Source organism: Nocardioides ochotonae, from assembly GCF_011420305.2.
Classification (GTDB): Bacteria; Actinomycetota; Actinomycetes; order Propionibacteriales; family Nocardioidaceae; genus Nocardioides; species Nocardioides ochotonae.
Genome location: NZ_CP061769.1, coordinates 2,943,211 through 2,959,799, shown reverse-complemented (window position 1 = coordinate 2,959,799; position 16,589 = coordinate 2,943,211). Strand labels below are relative to the sequence as shown.

The 16,589-nt window shown below is 73.1% G+C and carries 21 protein-coding genes; 11 read left to right on the top strand and 10 right to left on the bottom strand.

Annotated elements, in window-relative coordinates; all coding sequences use genetic code 11:
* Positions 1-43: 43 nt before the first annotated feature.
* Positions 44-1,345, bottom strand: a complete 1,302-nt coding sequence (locus tag HBO46_RS14375) for an HNH endonuclease signature motif containing protein (protein WP_191480158.1) — start codon at positions 1,343-1,345, stop codon at positions 44-46.
* A gap of 285 nt (positions 1,346-1,630) precedes the next feature.
* On the opposite strand from HBO46_RS14375, the gene HBO46_RS14370 reads away from it, so the two are divergent.
* Together HBO46_RS14370 and rsrA are read left to right on the top strand one after the other, a co-directional pair.
* Positions 1,631-2,293 (top strand): sigma-70 family RNA polymerase sigma factor, encoded by a 663-nt coding sequence (locus HBO46_RS14370; RefSeq protein ID WP_279536402.1) that lies wholly within the window; start codon positions 1,631-1,633, stop codon positions 2,291-2,293.
* On the top strand, positions 2,293-2,586 hold the full coding sequence (gene rsrA / locus HBO46_RS14365) for a mycothiol system anti-sigma-R factor (protein WP_166140520.1): 294 nt from the start codon (positions 2,293-2,295) through the stop codon (positions 2,584-2,586). The genes HBO46_RS14370 and rsrA overlap by 1 nt, the downstream gene beginning before the upstream one ends.
* 6 nt (positions 2,587-2,592) lie before the next feature.
* Here rsrA and HBO46_RS14360 read toward each other — a convergent pair whose 3' ends face one another.
* Entirely contained in the window at positions 2,593-3,396 is an 804-nt protein-coding gene (locus HBO46_RS14360) for a helix-turn-helix domain-containing protein (RefSeq protein WP_224769090.1), read from the bottom strand.
* Between the two features lie 95 nt (positions 3,397-3,491).
* On the opposite strand from HBO46_RS14360, the gene HBO46_RS14355 reads away from it, so the two are divergent.
* From HBO46_RS14355 to HBO46_RS14335, 5 genes are read left to right on the top strand one after another with little or no spacing between them, the layout of a single operon-like run.
* Positions 3,492-4,505 (top strand): ABC transporter substrate-binding protein, encoded by a 1,014-nt coding sequence (locus tag HBO46_RS14355; RefSeq protein WP_166140521.1) that lies wholly within the window; start codon positions 3,492-3,494, stop codon positions 4,503-4,505.
* Positions 4,506-4,513: 8 nt separating this feature from the next.
* Positions 4,514-5,329, top strand: coding sequence for a siderophore-interacting protein (locus HBO46_RS14350; protein WP_224769088.1), 816 nt, complete (start codon positions 4,514-4,516; stop codon positions 5,327-5,329).
* Positions 5,322-6,341 (top strand): FecCD family ABC transporter permease, encoded by a 1,020-nt coding sequence (locus HBO46_RS14345; RefSeq protein WP_166140522.1) that lies wholly within the window; start codon positions 5,322-5,324, stop codon positions 6,339-6,341. The genes HBO46_RS14350 and HBO46_RS14345 overlap by 8 nt, the downstream gene beginning before the upstream one ends.
* Positions 6,338-7,363 carry a FecCD family ABC transporter permease gene (locus tag HBO46_RS14340; protein ID WP_166140523.1) on the top strand — a complete coding sequence of 342 codons (1,026 nt, stop codon included), beginning with the start codon at positions 6,338-6,340 and terminating at the stop codon, positions 7,361-7,363. The genes HBO46_RS14345 and HBO46_RS14340 overlap by 4 nt, the downstream gene beginning before the upstream one ends.
* Positions 7,360-8,139: an ABC transporter ATP-binding protein gene (locus HBO46_RS14335; protein WP_166140524.1), complete on the top strand. Its 780-nt coding sequence runs from the start codon at positions 7,360-7,362 to the stop codon at positions 8,137-8,139. The genes HBO46_RS14340 and HBO46_RS14335 overlap by 4 nt, the downstream gene beginning before the upstream one ends.
* 65 nt (positions 8,140-8,204) lie before the next feature.
* On the opposite strand, the gene HBO46_RS20875 is transcribed toward HBO46_RS14335, so the two are convergent.
* From HBO46_RS20875 to HBO46_RS14320, 4 genes are all read right to left on the bottom strand, one after another.
* Positions 8,205-8,279 carry a 50S ribosomal protein bL37 gene (locus HBO46_RS20875; protein ID WP_369759046.1) on the bottom strand — a complete coding sequence of 25 codons (75 nt, stop codon included), beginning with the start codon at positions 8,277-8,279 and terminating at the stop codon, positions 8,205-8,207.
* A gap of 72 nt (positions 8,280-8,351) precedes the next feature.
* Complete coding sequence (locus HBO46_RS14330; protein ID WP_224769086.1) at positions 8,352-8,738, bottom strand: thioesterase family protein; 387 nt, start codon at positions 8,736-8,738, stop codon at positions 8,352-8,354.
* Positions 8,735-9,256, bottom strand: a complete 522-nt coding sequence (locus HBO46_RS14325; protein ID WP_224769084.1) for a GNAT family N-acetyltransferase — start codon at positions 9,254-9,256, stop codon at positions 8,735-8,737. Before HBO46_RS14325 ends, HBO46_RS14330 begins: the two co-directional genes overlap by 4 nt.
* Before the next feature lie 4 nt (positions 9,257-9,260).
* A complete protein-coding gene (locus HBO46_RS14320; RefSeq protein ID WP_166140525.1) occupies positions 9,261-10,148 on the bottom strand; it encodes a DUF2785 domain-containing protein in 888 nt (295 codons plus the stop codon).
* Between the two features lie 82 nt (positions 10,149-10,230).
* Here HBO46_RS14320 and HBO46_RS14315 point away from each other — a divergent pair, with 82 nt between their 5' ends.
* Entirely contained in the window at positions 10,231-11,715 is a 1,485-nt protein-coding gene (locus HBO46_RS14315; RefSeq protein WP_191480157.1) for a sensor histidine kinase, read from the top strand.
* Positions 11,716-11,914: 199 nt separating this feature from the next.
* Here HBO46_RS14315 and HBO46_RS14310 read toward each other — a convergent pair whose 3' ends face one another.
* Positions 11,915-12,166: a WhiB family transcriptional regulator gene (locus HBO46_RS14310; protein ID WP_011755173.1), complete on the bottom strand. Its 252-nt coding sequence runs from the start codon at positions 12,164-12,166 to the stop codon at positions 11,915-11,917.
* Positions 12,167-12,415: 249 nt separating this feature from the next.
* Here HBO46_RS14310 and HBO46_RS14305 point away from each other — a divergent pair, with 249 nt between their 5' ends.
* Positions 12,416-12,823: a hypothetical protein gene (locus HBO46_RS14305; protein ID WP_166140527.1), complete on the top strand. Its 408-nt coding sequence runs from the start codon at positions 12,416-12,418 to the stop codon at positions 12,821-12,823.
* Between the two features lie 22 nt (positions 12,824-12,845).
* Here the strand turns inward: HBO46_RS14305 and HBO46_RS14300 are convergent, their stop codons facing one another.
* The 3 genes from HBO46_RS14300 to sodN form a co-directional block, all read right to left on the bottom strand.
* The gene (locus HBO46_RS14300) at positions 12,846-13,655 is read right to left on the bottom strand and encodes an RNA polymerase sigma factor SigF (protein ID WP_166140528.1); all 810 of its coding nucleotides are present in this window, start codon (positions 13,653-13,655) and stop codon (positions 12,846-12,848) included.
* Positions 13,655-14,095: an ATP-binding protein gene (locus HBO46_RS14295; RefSeq protein ID WP_166140529.1), complete on the bottom strand. Its 441-nt coding sequence runs from the start codon at positions 14,093-14,095 to the stop codon at positions 13,655-13,657. Before HBO46_RS14295 ends, HBO46_RS14300 begins: the two co-directional genes overlap by 1 nt.
* Before the next feature lie 169 nt (positions 14,096-14,264).
* Complete coding sequence (gene sodN, locus HBO46_RS14290) at positions 14,265-14,669, bottom strand: superoxide dismutase, Ni (protein WP_166140530.1); 405 nt, start codon at positions 14,667-14,669, stop codon at positions 14,265-14,267.
* Between the two features lie 81 nt (positions 14,670-14,750).
* Here sodN and HBO46_RS14285 point away from each other — a divergent pair, with 81 nt between their 5' ends.
* Both HBO46_RS14285 and HBO46_RS14280 read left to right on the top strand, forming a co-directional pair.
* Positions 14,751-15,110, top strand: a complete 360-nt coding sequence (locus HBO46_RS14285) for a S24/S26 family peptidase (RefSeq protein WP_317983879.1) — start codon at positions 14,751-14,753, stop codon at positions 15,108-15,110.
* A 219-nt stretch (positions 15,111-15,329) separates the two neighbouring features.
* On the top strand, positions 15,330-16,520 hold the full coding sequence (locus HBO46_RS14280) for an NAD(P)-dependent malic enzyme (RefSeq protein WP_166140531.1): 1,191 nt from the start codon (positions 15,330-15,332) through the stop codon (positions 16,518-16,520).
* Positions 16,521-16,589: the final 69 nt, after the last annotated feature.

The following is a 16,589-nucleotide window of genomic DNA, read 5'->3' as shown; positions in this document are numbered from 1 at the left end:
TGGCCCCGCCGGCTGGCTGCCGACGGGGTCCGGGGCGGTGGATCTACTCCTCCGGCGGGTGTGCAGCGACGAGGTGGGTGGCGCCGTGGTCCTTCACGAGGTGCAACCCGTGCGGGGATCGCCAGAGGTACGTCGCCGCGTCGGTCTTGTCGTAGGTCCAACCCGTGTGGGTCTTGGCCCGGTGATGGCGGCGACAGAGCGGCGCAAGATTGCAGCTGCAGGTCGGACCGCCCGTGCCGTGTGCGGTGACGTGGTCGGTGTCGCAGCGGCGGGCGGGGCGTTCGCACCACGGGAAGGCGCACACCGGTTGGGCGAGGCGGGTCTGCTCGGTGAGCTTGTCGGGGATCGCGTAGGCGTCGGTGTGGTGGTGGGCCTCGAGGTCGATGACCGGCTTGATGACGACCTGGGCGTCGCCACGGCACCAGCCGCGGACCTGCTCGGTGGAGACGATGGAGCGGGTCTCCTCGACGTGGGCGATGCCGGCTTCGTCGCGGCTGATCGCGGCGGCGGACAGGTGGACGTGGATGACGACCTGGCGTGGCTTGATGACCGAGGCGGCGTCCCCGCCCGCCTCGGCGCGCAGGTCGAAGGTCAACTGTCGTCGAGCGAGCTCACCGGCCGCCATCGAGCGGCGCACGTCCAAGGACTCGGGGGACCCAAGTGCGGCCAGTTCCTCTGCGCCGTGGCGGATCGCGGTATCCAGGTCGAGGGCGTCGGCGAGGTCGAGGACACCCTCCACGTGCACGGTGCCGTCGTGGGTCGCTTCGCGAGCGTGGATGTCGAAGCGTCGGCCGTCGGCGGCCTCGCGGCGATCCTTCTCGGCGCCCTCGGGGTCGAACATCACCCGCGCTCGGTCGACGAGCCGCCCGATCGCTGCCCACCCGATCTTGTCGACGGTCGCGGCGAGCTGGCGGTCGACGAACTCGGCGCCGTCGAGGGGGAGGGTGGTGGTCAGCTGCGCGATCCGGCGGCCCTTCCAGGCGGGCACCTCGCCGGCGCGGACGCGCTTGAAGATCCGCGGCAGCCGGTGCGCCAGCTCGAGGGCATCACCGACGAGGCCTCGGGCGGCGTCGGTGGACATGCCGAGCGCGGCGCCGAACTCCATGGGGGCGAACTCCGCGACAAGCGGAGTGCCCTCACCGGCCAGCGGGACCGCGAGCTCACCGAACACCAGTCCGGGCGTCGGCGTCGTGTCGGCGACCGTCTCCTCCGGGTGCATCGCCGCCCACACCAGGGCGGCCTCCAGGATCAGCACCTCGCCCCGCTGGACCACGGCCCGCTGCTCCTGCGCGAACGCCAGCACGGCGGCTGGGGTGTCGCAGTCGGGGAGCTCGTGGTCGGCCATGCCTCATTTTACTCGAACGCGCGTTCGATGCCTAGAGGCGAGCTGGGATTGTGGAGTAAAGAAACGTCGGGGACGAGGCTCGTTCGTTCTGGGGTCTGGACAAGCTCGACCAGCGGAGCCTCCGCTCGACCAACGGGTCGCGCTCGACCAACGCATGCCACGAGGCCTCCCGACACCCCCGGACCAGCGCGGGATCGCGCCGGGAATGACGGGGCGTCGCGCGACGTTCTCGACTGCGTGACGGTACTGATGGAAGCGCCCGTCGGCGGCGTACGCTGGGACGTGATGACTGATATCACCGAGCCCGGCCTCGAGGAGGCCATGCAGGCCACTGCAGAGACCCCTGTCGACCCGGCGACCGAGACCGAGGGCGAGCGCGTCGCCCGCTTCGAGCGCGACGCGCTGCCGTTCCTGGACCCGCTGTACTCCGCGGCCATGCGCATGACGCGCAACCCGGCCGACGCCGAGGACCTGGTCCAGGAGACCTTCGCGAAGGCGTACTCCTCCTTCCACCAGTTCCGGCCCGGGACCAACCTGAAGGCCTGGCTGTACCGGATCCTGACCAACACCTTCATCAACACCTACCGCAAGAAGCAGCGTCAGCCGCAGCAGTCGATGTCCGAGGACGTCGAGGACTGGCAGCTCGCCCGCGCGGAGTCGCACAGCTCCACCGGACTGAAGTCGGCGGAGATGGAGGCGCTCGAGCACCTTCCCGACTCGCAGGTGAAGGACGCGCTCCAGCGCCTGCCCGAGGAGTTCCGCCTCGCGGTCTACCTCGCCGACGTCGAGGGATTCGCCTACAAGGAGATCGCCGAGATCATGGACACTCCCATCGGCACCGTGATGTCGCGTCTGCATCGGGGGCGTCGCCAGCTGCGCGACATGCTCTCCGACTACGTGCGGGCCAACGACCTGCTCACCGCCAGCTCGCGGGCAGGGGGCAAGTGATGGCCGAGCAGCAGCCCGACGACACGGCCCCCGCCGGTGAGCCGTCGGCCACCGAGTGTGCCGACTACCTCGAGCAGATCGTGTACTTCATCGACAACGAGCTGGCCGAGGCCGACTGCGACGCGGTCCGCGTGCACCTCGACACCTGCAACCCCTGCCTGGAGAAGTACGACCTCCAGCGCACGGTGAAGTCGGTCGTCGCCCGGTCCTGCTCCGAGGCGGCCCCTCAGGAGCTGCGCGACCGGGTGGTCTTCCGGCTGCGCGAGGTTCAGGTCCGCATCACCGAGGGCTGAGCGCCCTCAGCGCCGGGCCCACTGGCCCGGCGTCTCGCCGAACTCGCGGGTGAACGCCCCCACGAACGCCGACGCGCTCGCGTAGCCGACCCGGTGCGCGGTCTCGTTGACCGGCAGCGTGCGGAGCAGGGCGCGCGCGGCCTGGAGCCGCAGCCGCGAGCGCCACTCGGTGTACGACGTGGCGAACTCGCGGGTGAAGTCGCGCTGCAGGGTCTTCGCGCTGATGTGCAGCCGGTCGGCCCACTCCTGCAGCGTGGTGTCGTCGGCAGGGTCGGCGCTCAGCGCGGCCGCGACCCGACGCGCGTAGCCGGCGCCCAGTCCGCTGCCGATCGCGACGCCGCGCGCCTCGTGCGGCGCGACCACGCCGCCGGTACCGACGCCGGCCATCAGGACCGCGCGCGCCGCCAACCCCGCCTCCTCGCTGACGCCGGGGCGCGCCACGTCGAGCAGCGCGCTCAGGACGGCGGCCGGCACCTCCACCGGTGCCGCTCCGAGGTCGTCGAGCGCGGGCGGCGCCTCGCGCAGGCCCACGCGCAGCACGCAGGCGGCCGACAGTGAGGCGATCTGGTGCACGTGCCCGCGGGTCGCCCAGAAGCCGGTGCCGGGCGCGAGGTAGGTGGTGGCGCCGCCGCGGCGTACGCACAGGACGCCGTCCGGGCTCACGTAGAGCCAGTGCAGGTGGTCGTCGCGGGTGTCGGCGACCGTGAGCCCCTCCGCGCGGCGGTAGCGCAGCACCACCATCCCGGTCGGCGGGCCGATCCCGTAGCCGTACTCCTCGACGATCGCGTCGAGATGTCCTGCGAACGGCACGGGCTGTCCTCCGGGCGATATCGACTGCACGGCGCTAAGGCTAGCCTTACCTTCGTCCTCTCGGGACGCCGTTCCAGAATCTTCGAAGGAGCTCCATGCGCTCGCGCCCGTTCGCCCGTCCGTCCCTCTCGGTCCTCGCCGGTGCCACGGCCCTGGCGCTGGCCCTCACCGCCTGCGGCGGCGATGGCGCCGAGGCAGGGGTCGACGACTCGGCGGGTGAGACCCGGGTCTTCAGCGCCGACAACGGCGAGGTCGAGATCCCGGCCGACCCGCAGCGCATCGTGGCCACCGGCTACGCCGTGCCGAGCCTGATCGAGGCGGAGGCCGAGCTGGTGGGCATCTCCAGCTGGGAGCGCGGGACGAACCTGATGAGCGAGGAGGACCTGGCGACCTACGAGTCGCTCACCAAGGTCGCCGGCGAGACCGCCGACTCCACCAACTACGAGGCGATCGCCGAGGCCGAGCCGGACCTGATCATCATCGGCGTCCCCGCGCCCGCGCTGGTCGACATCGACCTGGAGCGCCTCGAGTCCATCGCGCCGGTCGCCGCGATCGGCCCGGCCCTGCCCTCCGGCTGGCGCGAGCTGAGCCGTCGCCACCTCGATGCAGCCGGCGAGCTGGACGCCTGGGAGGAGGCCCGCGACGCCTACGAGGCGCGCGCCGCCGAGCTCAGCGAGAAGTACGCCGACCTCCTGGAGTCCGCGACCTTCGGCCACCTCGGCGCCTACGGCGATACCAGCGCGGGCTCCTTCATGCGTGAGTACGCCGGGTCGTGGGGCCCCAACATCGCCGAGGACATCGGCGCGAGCTACCCCGGCGAGGTCGCCAAGAAGACCGGCGGCGCCGGTGACGTCTCGGAGTACCCCTCGATCGAGGAGCTCCCGGAGAGCTTCGGCGACGTCGACGTCATCACCTACTCCCTCGAGGACGACGGCAAGCCCTCCGCCGCGGTGAAGTACGTGCTCGACTCCCCGCTGTGGAAGAGCCTCCCGGCGGTCAAGGCGGACCGCGCGATCGGCGTCCGCTTCACCGAGGCCTCGACGTACGGCACCGCGCTGCGCACCCTCGACGAGCTCGACTCCGTGCTCGCGCCGCTGCTGGCCGGCTGAGCGCACCGATGTCGATCGACCGCTCCGAGCCGGGCACCCGGGTCGCCCTGCACCAGCGCACCGGCACCGGCATCGCCCGGGTCGGCTACCCGATCGGGGTACGCCGCGTGCGCGTCGCCGCGCGCGAGCAGGTCACCGAGACGATGGTGCGCCTGACCCTGTCCGGCCCCGAGCTCGAGGGCTTCCACACCTACCAGGCCGACGATCACGTCAAGGTGGTCTTCGCCTTCCCCGACGGCACCCGCAACGACCCGGTGCCCAACGACGAGGACAGCCTGGACTGGGTGCGCCCGGTGCCGCCGACGCGCAAGTACACCGTGCGGCGCCACGACCCGGCGCGCCACGAGATCGACCTCGACTTCGTCGTGCACCCGGGCGGCCTCGCCGCTGACTGGGCCGCCGCGGTCGCCGTGGGCGAGGAGGTCGTGATCGCGGGCCCGCCCGGCGCGAAGGTCTGGCCCACGGGCTTCGACCACCACGTGCTGGCCGTCGACACCACCGGCCTGCCCGCGCTGGCGCGCTGGCTCGAGGAGTCCCCGGCCGACGTGTCGGCCCACGTGCTCATCGACACCGACCATGCGGCCGACCGCGACTACCCGCTGGCGTCGCGGCCGGGCGTCGAGGTGACCTGGCTGGACCGTGGGGAGGGCTCGCGCCTGGCCGAGGCGGTGGCCGCCCTGACGCTGCCCCTTGGCCGCACCTTCCTCTTCGCCGCCGGTGAGGCCGGCGACGTCAAGACGCTGCGCGCCTGGGCCCGTGAGCACTGCGCAGAGAGCATGGTCACCGGCTACTGGAAGCGCGGGGTCGCCGGACTCGATGACTGAGCTCGCCCGCCGGCCGGCGCAGGCGGGCGGGGAGGGCGCACGCCGCGGCGTACTGCTCGCCGCTGCTGCCCTGGCCGTCCTGCTGCTCGGCGTCGCGAGCATCTGCGTCGGGACGCGCAGCATCGCGCCCGTCGAGGTGCTGCGCGCGCTCCTCGACTTCGCCGGCACCGACGACCACGTCGTGGTGCGGGACATCCGGCTGCCGCGCACCCTGCTCGCGGTGGTCGTCGGTGCCGCGCTGGCCACCGCCGGGGCGCTGATCCAGACGCTGACCCGCAACCCGCTCGCGGAGCCGGGCATCCTCGGCGTCACCGCCGGGGCCGGGTTCGCGATCGTCCTCGCCCAGGCGCTGTGGCAGTCCGACTCCCAGGTCGCGCAGCTGGCGGCCGCACTCGTCGGCGCGCTGCTCGCCACCGTCGCGGTGTACGCCGTGGGGCGCGACTCCCCGGTGCGGCTGCTGCTGGCCGGGGTCGCGCTGAGCTCGGTGCTCGCCGGGCTCTCGCTGGGGATCCGGCTGCTGCGCCCCGAGGTCTTCGACAACTACCGGTTCTGGGCGGTCGGGTCGCTGGCCGGGCGCGAGCAGACCCCGCTCACCCTGCCGGTGCTGGTCGTGGTCGTCGCGCTCGTCGGCGCGCTGCTGCTCTCGCGCCCGCTGGACGCGCTCGCGCTCGGCGAGCACGTCGCGCACGCCCTGGGGGCGCACGTGGTGCGCACCCGGGTGCTGGTCGTGGTGCTGGTGACGGTGCTGGCCGGCGCAGCCACCGCGGTGGCCGGTCCGATCGCGTTCGTCGGGCTGATCGTCCCGCACGTGGCACGCCGGCTGGCCCGGGGCTCGGTGCCCTGGCTGCTCGGCTTCAGCCTGCTGCTCGGTCCGGCGCTGCTGCTCGCGGCCGACGTGCTCGGCCGGCTGCTGCTGCCCACCGGGGAGGTGCCGGTCGCGATCGTGACGGCCTTCCTCGGTGCGCCGGTGCTGATCTGGGTCGTGCGCCGCTACGGAACGGTGGCGCTGTGAGCGCGGGGGCGACGCTGCGGGTGCCGCTGGGCGGCCGGGTGCTGCTCGTCGAACGGCGCGGCGCGCTGGCCTGCCTGCTGCTCGTGCTGGTCGCCGCCGGCCTGGCCTTCCTCGGTCTCTCGCGGGGCACCGGCTGGGACCCGCCCGGTGAGGTGTGGGCCGCGCTGACCGGCGACGGGCCGCGATCGGTGGTGGTCACCGAGTGGCGGGCGCCCCGGGTGGTCGCCGGGCTCGTGCTCGGCGCGGCGCTCGGGCTGGCCGGCGCGATCTTCCAGAACCTCACCCGCAACCCGCTCGGCAGCCCGGACGTGATCGGGCTGGACGCGGGCGCCTACACCGGGGCGCTGCTGGTGATCACCGTCCTCGGCGGCAGCGCGGCCCAGCTCGCCGCCGGCTCGGTCGTCGCCGGCCTGGCCACCGCCGCGGTGATCTACCTGCTCTCGATCCGCGCCGGGTTCAGCGGCCTGCGGCTGGTCGTCATCGGCATCGCCGTCAACGCGATGCTCACCGCCGTGAACGCCTGGCTGGTGCTGCGCGCCGAGCTCGACGTCGCGATCGTCGCCGCCGGCTGGAGCGCCGGCTCCCTCAACGGCCTGGACTGGGGCGAGGTGCGGCTGCCGTTCCTCGTGCTGGGGGCGCTCGCCGTGGTGCTCGTGGGCGCCGCCCGGGCGCTGCACCAGTCGGCGCTGGGGGAGGAGCTCGCGGTCACCACCGGCGTGCGGCTCGGCCCGCTGCGGCTGCTGCTGATCGCCGTCGGCGTCGGCTGCACGGCCACCGTGACCGCGGTGGCCGGGCCGATCGTCTTCGTGGCGCTCGCCGCGCCGCAGGTCGGCCGCCGGCTCGCCGGCGCCGCCGGGGTGCCGCTGCTGCCGGCGGCGCTCACCGGGGCCGTGCTGCTGTCCGCCTCCGATCTGATCGCCCAGGTCCTGCTCGCACCCGTGGCGCTCCCGGTGGGTGTCGTGACCACCGCGGTCGGCGGGGCCTACCTCATCTGGCTGCTGCTGAAGGAAGTGAAGCGATGACCCGCCTGGTCGCCGATGCCCTGACCCTCGCCTACGGCGAGCGGACCATCTCCACCGGTCTCGACCTCGCCGTGCCCGACCGGGCCTTCACCGCGATCGTGGGAGCCAACGCCTGCGGCAAGTCGACGCTGCTGCGGGCGCTGGTCCGCCTGCTGGCGCCGGCGTCCGGGCGGGTCGTCCTGGACGGCCGCGACCTGGCCACCCTGCGCGCCAAGGCGGTGGCGCGCGAGCTCGGGTTCCTCCCGCAGGGCCTGGTGCCGGTGGAGGGGATCCGGGTCGCCCAGCTGGTACGCCGGGGGCGCTACCCGCACCAGTCGTTGCTGGGCACCTGGACCGAGGCCGACGAGGCGGCCGTGGACCGCGCGATGGCGGCCGCCGGGGTGACCGGGCTGGCCACCCGGACCGTCGAGGAGCTCTCGGGCGGGCAGGCCCAGCGGGTCTGGATCGCGATGGTGCTGGCGCAGGAGTCGTCGTACCTCCTGCTCGACGAGCCGACGACGTTCCTCGACGTGGCGCACCAGTACGAGCTGCTCGGCCTGCTGGCCCGGTTGCGCGACGAGGGGCGCACGATCGTGACGGTGCTGCACGATCTCAACCAGGCCTGCCGCTACGCCGACCACCTGGTTGCGATGAAGGACGGCCGGATCGTGGCGCAGGGGGCGCCCGCCGAGATCATGGACGCCGCGCTGGTCGAGCACGTCTTCGGGCTGCCCTGCGTGGTGGTCCCGGACCCGGTCGCCGGGACCCCGATGGTGGTTCCGACCGCCGGCTACTGAGCGGGCCCGCAAAGCAGCGAACCCCCGGCCTGGTGGCTCGGGGGTTCAGTGCTTGTTACCTGCGCTCAGGCGTTGGGGCGCTTGCCGTGGTTCGCGCCCTTCTTCTTGCGAGCGCGGCGCTTGCGGCCGGTCTTGCCCATGGTGTCCTCCTGCGGAATCGACGTCGACCCTGCAACGGATGTCCGGCGGGCCACGGAGCATCCTCCCAAATGTCAGGACGCAGGAGAAATCCGGGTCAGGAATCGGGCCGCGTCGACCACCACGCGGGTGATCTCACCGCTCGCCACGACGGCGCCCGGCCGGTCGCCGAGGACGTGGCGGGCCGCGACGGTGAAGCGGTGCAGGCGCCCGTCGGCGTACGACGAGGAGGCGGTCACCTCGAGCTCCTGGCCGACCGGGCTGGGCGCGCGGTGCTCGACCGCGACCCGGGTGCCGACCGAGGCCGCGCCCTCCGGCAGCGTGGGGTCGAGTGCCGCGCAGGTGGCGGCTTCGAGCCAGGCCAGCAGGCGCGGGGTGGCCAGGACCGGCAGGGTGCCGGAGCCCAGCGCGGCGGCGGTGTCGGCCGCGGACACGGTGAACCGCAGGGACGCCTCGCTCACAGCGCCACCCGGAAGGCGCGCAGCGCGACGCCGGGCGCCGGCTGCCAGTCCCGCTCGGGGACGGCGAGGAACCCGAAGCGCGCGTAGACGCGGTGCGCCGCGCTCATCTGCGGCAGGCTGGAGAGCACGACGCCGCGGCGGCCCTCGGCGCGCGCCCGCTCCAGGGCCAGCTCGACCAGGCGGGCGCCGACGCCGCGGCCCTGGGCGGCGGGGGAGACCGCGAGCATCCGGAACTCGCCCTCGTCGGGGCGCGCGATCTCGCGCCAGGGTGATCCGTCGGGGCAGATGGTGACCGTGCCCAGCAGCTCGCCGTCCCCGTCGGCGGCCACCCACAGCTCGGCCTGGGCGGCGCGGGCGGCGCTGTCGCGCAGCCGGGCGAGGTAGGGGTCGTCGGGGCCGAGGAGGAACTCGGCGTAGGCGGAGGCCACGAGGTCGCCGACGGCGTCGTGGTCGCCCGGAGCGGCGAGCCGCACGACCAGGTCGGTGTCGCTGGTCCCGGACGGTCGCACGCGCGTCACCGGCTCAGCTGCGCGCGCTGGCGCGCCGGGTGCCGAGGTAGTGCTCGCCGGGGGCGCGCAGGTGGTCGGGGTTGGTGGCGCGCAGCGCGTCGACGACGACCAGCAGCAGGTCGGAGCGGACGGCCGGCGGCTGCGGGCCGAGCGCGAGCTGGAGGTAGAGCGCGCGCAGGAACGACTCGGCGTTGCCGCGGACGAGGTAGGGGTCGCGGCCGTCGTAGGCCGCGCGGACGCCGGCGTGGGCGGCGATTCGGGCCACCCAGGGCTCCAGGACCGCCAGCGGCACCAGGTCGCGGTGGAGCACCTGCATGGTCGCGGCCGCGAGCCGGTCGGGCTCGCCGTGGCTGAACAGCTCCTCGGTGGGCAGCAGCAGCCGGTCGGCCAGCACGTCGAGGACGACCGTGAGCTCGGGGGCGCCGAGGTGGCTGGAGCGGGCAAGCGCGCCGAGCGCGTCGGCGCCGTGGGAGACCGCCTCGGCACGACCCTTGCCCGGCACGAAGCCACGCAGGTCCTGCTCGCGCAGGAACCAGGTCGCGAGCCGGTCGCCCCAGTCGAGCACCCGGTCCGGGGCGACCAGTGCGTGCTCGGTGCCGCGGTCCAGACAGGCGCCCAGGATCCGGGCCGACAGGCTGCGCCGGAAGACGGTGTCGGTGCCGGACTCGCCCAGGCCGGCGGACAGGCCGATCGCCATGCCGTCGCCGAGACCGCTCATCAGGTCGTCGTAGACCCCGCGGTCCAGCCAGGTGAGGATCACCGGCACCGCGAGGCCGTCTCGGACCGCGGGATCCGGGTCGCCGAGCATCGTGGTCAGCTCGGCGGTCAGCTCGTGCAGCGAGCGGTCGGAGGGGACCGCGAGACCCTGTGCCTGCAGCTCTCGCCAGTACGTCTCCGACATGGGGGTCATCCTGCCAAACCCCACCGACAGGTGCACCATGGCCGGTGCTCGGCGCGGGGCGACGCGGGCCTACGCTGAGCCGGTGCCGTCCCTGACCGAGCTCGTGCGCAACCACACCGACCTGGACGATGCGGATGTGGCCTGGCTGCAGCTGCTCCAGGCGGACTGGCAGATCATCGCCGACCTCTCCTTCGCCGACCTGGTGCTCTGGCTTCCGGACCGCTCGGGCAGCGGCTTCTGGGCGGCCGGGCAGATGCGACCCACCACCGGCCCGACGGCGTACGTCGACGACGTGATCGGCACCTTCGTGCCGGCCGGGCGGCGCCCGCTGATCGACGCCGCGGCCCGCGAGGGACGCGTGGTGCGCGACGGCGACCCGGAGTGGCGCGACGACGTGCCGGTGCGGGTCGAGGCGATCCCGGTGCGCCGCGGGAGCCGGGTGATCGCGGTGGTGGCGCGCAACACCAACCTGCTCGGCGTACGCACGCCCAGCCAGCTCGAGCTGTCCTACCTGCAGACCGCCGCGGACCTCACCCAGATGATCGCCCGCGGCCACTTCCCCTCACCCGGCCAGCGCAGCGACCACGCGGACTCCCCGCGCGTCGGCGACGGCTTCCTGCGCGTCGACGCGGCCGGCCGCGTCGAGTACGCCAGTCCCAACGCGCTCTCGGTCTACCGCCGCCTCGGGCTCTCCGGCGACCTCGCCGGGCTGACCCTCGCCGACGTCACCCGTGAGCTGGTGCCGCCCCGGCGTCGTCCCGACGAGGAGACGCTGAGCGCGGTGCTCGGCGGTCGCGCCCAGCGCGACCTGGAGATCACCAGCGAGCGCAGCGACGGGCTCTCGCTGATCGTCCGCGCGGTGCCGCTGCGCCCCGCCGGTGAGCGGATCGGCGCGCTGATCCTGGTGCGCGACGTGACCGACCTGCGCCGACGCGACCGGGAGCTGGTGACCAAGGACGCCACGATCCGCGAGATCCACCACCGGGTGAAGAACAACCTGCAGACCGTGGCCGCCCTCCTGCGCCTCCAGGCGCGCCGGATGGACTCCGAGGCCGGCCGCTCCGCGCTCGAGGAGGCCGTGCGTCGCGTCGGCACGATCGCGATCGTCCACGAGACGCTCAGTCAGGCCGTCGAGGAGACCGTGGACTTCGACGACGTGGTCGACCGGCTCGGGGCCATGGTCACCGACGTGAGCTCGGTGGGCGGCCGGGTGCGGGTGCGCCGCGACGGCGCGTTCGGCGTGCTGTCCTCGGAGTCGGCCACCGCACTGGCGATGGTGCTCACCGAGATCATGCAGAACGCCGTGGAGCACGGCTACGACGCGGGCAGCGAGGAGCTCCTCGGCACGATCGACGTGCGGGTGCGCCGGCTCGTCGGGCGCCTGCACCTCACCGTCGACGACGACGGGGTGGGGCTGCCGGACGGCTTCGACGTCGAGGGCTCCACGAACCTGGGGCTCTCGATCGTGCGCACGCTGGTGGAGTCCGAGCTCGGCGGACAGCTCGAGATCGGACCGGTGCCGGAGGGCCGGGGCACCCGGGTCGGGGTGGACATCCCCCTGGAGTGAGACTGCGTGAGACTGCGTGTGGCTCGCGTGAGGCCTGGAGTGGAGGCTCACGTGAGGCTCGTGCGGGGCTCGTATGGGCCTGGGGCCAGCCCGGCCCCGGCGCGGGATCGCGCCGGGGCCGGGCTGGTCAGGCAGTGCCGTGAGGCGCCGCACGGGTCGAGGCCGCTGAGGATTCGACCGCTGGGGGTCAGACGCTGCGTCAGGCGGTGCGGACGCGGGCGCGGGCGTTGCGACGCTTCAGCGCGCGACGCTCGTCCTCACTGAGGCCGCCCCACACGCCGTGGTCCTGGCCGGCCTCGAGGGCCCAGGCGAGACACTGCTCGCGGACCTCGCAGCGTCGGCAGACCTGCTTGGCCTCCTCGATCTGGAGGATGGCCGGACCGGTGTTGCCGATCGGGAAGAACAGTTCCGGGTCCTCGTCGAGGCATGCGGAACGGTGGCGCCAATCCATGGCTGGAGAATCCCTCATCTCTACTGCGAACGTGCAGACCAGGGGCATCTCAGGCCTGCGTTGAAAGCGCTGGGTGCGCGAGGGCACCGCGTTGTGAACGCATTCACGAGCGCACGCCCAGCGTCGCAACTAACCGGGACGGAGACAAGACCTTCCGATGGTCTGTTTCGTCACAGGCGTCCCAAGCAGGTCGTCGGTGTCCACGGTACCCCTCGCCCGGAGCGCGGTTCGGTCTCCTACGCTGGAGCCGTGACCGACCGCCGTCCTGCCCTGCCCGTCCCGCTCCTGGTCGCCGCCGGCGGCGCCGCGCTGGAGGCCCTCGCCCTCCTCGTCCTGGCACTGGCCGAGCTGGTCAACATCTCCGCGGTCCGGGTCACGATGGGCGCCTCGACGGCCCTCTTCTTCCTGATGTACGCCGCGGGGCTCGCGATCTGCGCGTGGTTCCTGACCCGGCTGGCACCGTGGTCGCGCGCGCCCATCATCCTCACCCAGCTGATCCAGCTCGGGCTCGCGTGGAGCTTCCTCGGCGGGGACACCACGCTCGTCGCGGTGGTCCTGGCGGCGGTCGCGGTCGTCGTGCTCGTCGGCGTCCTGCACCCGGCGAGCACCCGCGCGCTCATCGACGACCCGACCGGCGAGGGCCGCGAGCGCGACTAGACCACGTGGGTCGGCCCGGGGCTCAGTCCTGCTGCTCGAGCGAGGTGCGCAGCTGGACGAGGGTGCGGGTCAGCAGCCGGGAGACGTGCATCTGGGAGACGCCGATCTCGGCGGCGATCTGGGACTGCGTCATGTTCTTGAAGAAGCGCAGCAGCAGGATCTTCTTCTCGCGGGGGTCCAGGCGGTCGAGCAGCGGCTTGATCGACTCGCGGACCTCGACGTGCGCCAACCCGGCGTCCTCGATGCCGATGGCGTCGAGCATGCTCGCGGCGCCGTTCTCGGAGTCCTCACCGGCGTCGAGGGAGAGCGTGCTGTAGGCGTTGCTGGAGTCGATGCCCTCGACGATCTCCTCGACGGTGCAGCCGATCGCCTCGGCCAGCTCGCGTGCGGTGGGGGAGCGCCCGAGGGACTGGGTGAGCTCGGCGGTCGCGGTGCCGATCTGCATCCGCAGCTCCTGGAGGCGCCGCGGCACCCTGATCGCCCAGCCCTTGTCGCGGAAGTAGCGCTTGATCTCGCCGATGATCGTCGGCGTCGCGTAGGTCGAGAACTCGACGCCGCGGTCGAGGTCGAAGCGGTCGACGGACTTGATCAGCCCGATGGTGCCGACCTGGACCAGGTCTTCGAACGGCTCGCCGCGGTTGCGGAAGCGGCGCGCGCAGTGCTCGACCAGCGCCAGGTGGAGGTGGACCAGCGCGTTGCGGGCCTCCTCGCGGGCGGCGTCGCTGGCGCAGTCGTCACGCAGGACGGCGAACAGCTCGGCGCTGCGGCGCCGGGTGACCTCCGCCGCGGTGGGGGGCAGATGAGTGTCGGGACTCCCGAGTTCCTCGCTCATCACACGTCCAGGCCGGCGCCTCGTGCTGCACCCGGCGAGCCGAGCGCCGAGGAGGTCATCGACATGGTGACGGCGAGCCGGCCGTCGGCGTACTCGACCTGGGTGAGGTCGGTCAGGGTGGTGAGCACCTGCCAGGCGAAGCTCTCCCGGTCCGGGGTGGAGGGATGGCGGGAGTCCACGCTGACGGTCACCACGAGCTTGCCTGGGCGCAGGTAGAACAGGCAGTGCAGGTCGGCGGCGTCATCGGCCTCGGGGAGCAGCAGCGCGCCGGCCTCGCCGACGGCCATGCGGAGGTCCTCGATGTCGTCGAGCGTGAGGTCGAGGCGGGCCGCGATGGCAGCGGTGGCGGTGCGCAGGACCGAGACGTAGGCGCCGTCGGCGGGTAGCCGGAACTCCACGTCGGCGCGCTTCCCCCGTGACCCGGCGGTGGACGGTGCCATGGATGTCTTCCTTCGGCGTGCTGGGGACGATGAGGAGGCCGACCCTAGACGACGTCGTCCCCGGCGGTGGCCGGGACCCACCGGTCGGCGTGCGGCGGGCCACGAAATGGCCGCGGGGCCGGTCCGCGGTTTCCCGCAGACCGGCCCCGGCGTACGCCGTGAGGGCGTGTCAGGCCTTCTTGGTCTCCCAGAAGATCTCGGCGATCTCGTCGATCTTCGCGAGCAGCTGGTCGGCCACCTCGGCGTCGAAGACGGCCTTGGTGCCGCCGCCACCGCCGGCGAGCTTGGTCGCCTCGTTGAACAGCTGGTGCAGCTGCGGGTACTTCTCGAAGTGCGGGGGCTTGAAGTAGTCGGTCCACAGCACCCACAGGTGGTGCTTCACCAGGTCGGAGCGCTGCTCCTTGATGAGCACCGCGCGGGTGCGGAAGTCCGGGTCGTCGTTGTCCGCGACCTTGGCGATGATCGCCTTGATCGACTCGGCCTCGATGCGGGCCTGAGCCGGGTCGTAGATGCCGCACGGCAGGTCGCAGTGGGCGGAAACCTCGAGGGTGGGTGCGAACAGTCGCGCGAACATGCGGGTCCTCTCGTCTTCGTCTGGGGAAAATCGACCGTACGACGGTCACGGAGCCAGAGGCTCGACTGGGACACTACTCGGGTGAGAGTGCGAGCACGAGGCATCCGCCGTCTGGCGGAACGGGTACCCCGGCTGGGCATCGCGCATGTTCGGGGGGCGTCGATGGCCCCGGTCCTGGCGCCGGGGGACCGGCTGCTGGTCGACCACCGCGGACGCCCGGCCCCTGGCCGCGTGGTGGTGGCCCGGTTCGGGGACGGCACGGTCGCGGTCAAGCGGGCCGTCGAGCGCCGTGAGACCCGCAGCGGGGCGGCCGGCTGGTGGCTGCTCAGCGACAACCTCGCCGAGGGGGTCGACTCGCGCCACCGCGGCCCGGTCGCCGAGCACGACGTGATCGCGGTGGTCCGGGTCCGCCTGTGGCCGCGGCCCGGACGGCTGCGCTGAGGCGCGTCCGGCGTACTCGCGAGTCACAAGATCTGTGAGGGAACGCACGTCCCACGGCGTCGTACTCATCACGGAGCGAGCGGACCGGGCTGTGCCAGACTGGGCGCACCCCGATCCACCCCCGTACCGGATCCGTGGTTGGCGCACACCCGCCGCGCCGAACCCGTTGCTCCGTCCTCCGAAGCGGCGCCCAGGCGCCTGGAAAGTTGTCCTCCCCAGATGAGCGCAGCACCTGCCCACCCGAGCCACCCCTTCGACGGCGACCCGGTCTTCGACCTGCACGTCGGCGGCAAGATGGAGGTCGCCTGCACCGTGCCGCTGGCCGGTCGCGACGACCTCTCCCTCGCCTACACCCCGGGTGTCGCGCGCGTCTGTGAGGCGATCGCCGCGGACCCTGCGCTCACGCAGGTCTACACCTGGGTCCCCAACACCGTGGCCGTGGTGACCGACGGCACCGCCGTGCTCGGGCTGGGCGACATCGGCCCCGCCGCCGCGATGCCGGTGATGGAGGGCAAGGCCGTGCTGTTCAAGCAGTTCGGCGGCGTGGACGGGGTGCCGATCTGCCTGGACACCACCGACACCGAGGAGATCATCGAGACGGTGGTGCGTCTGGCCCCGAGCTTCGGCGGCATCAACCTCGAGGACATCTCGGCGCCGCGCTGCTTCGAGATCGAGGACCGGCTCAAGGAGCGCCTCGACATCCCCGTCTTCCACGACGACCAGCACGGCACCGCCGTGGTCGCGCTCGCGGCCCTGGAGAACGCCCTGCGCCTCACCGGCCGCACGCACGCCGACACCCGCGTGGTCATCGGCGGCGCCGGCGCGGCCGGGGTCGCGGTCACCAAGATCCTGCTCGAGGCCGGCATCTCCGACATCGCCGTCATCGACCGCAAGGGCGTCCTGCACTCCTCGCGCGGCGACCTCACCCCGGTGAAGCGCTCGCTCGCCGAGCTCACCGCCGACCGCACCGGTCGCACCGGGCAGCTCGCCGACGTGCTCGTCGGCGCCGACGTCTACATCGGCGTCTCCGGCGGCACCGTGCCCGAGGAGCACGTCGCCACGATGGCTGCGGACGCGATCATCTTCGGCCTGGCCAACCCGACGCCCGAGGTGCACCCCGACATCGCGCACAAGTACGCCCGCGTGGTGGCGACCGGCCGGTCGGACTACCCCAACCAGATCAACAACGTCCTCGCCTTCCCCGGCATCTTCCGGGGGGCCTTCGACGTGCACGCCAGCGCGATCACCGAGGGCATGAAGCTCGCCGCGGCCCAGGCGATCGCCGGGCTCGTGGGCGACGACCTGCGCGAGGACATGATCATCCCCTCGCCGTTCGACCCCCGCGTCGGCCCGGCCGTCGCCGCTGCCGTGGCCGCCGCCGCCCGCCGCGACGGGGTCGCCCGCCGCTGACTCGGCGCTCGCCCGGGGCGCGACCCTGAGCCACCGCACATGGTGCCGACCCGATCGCTAGGGTCGGCA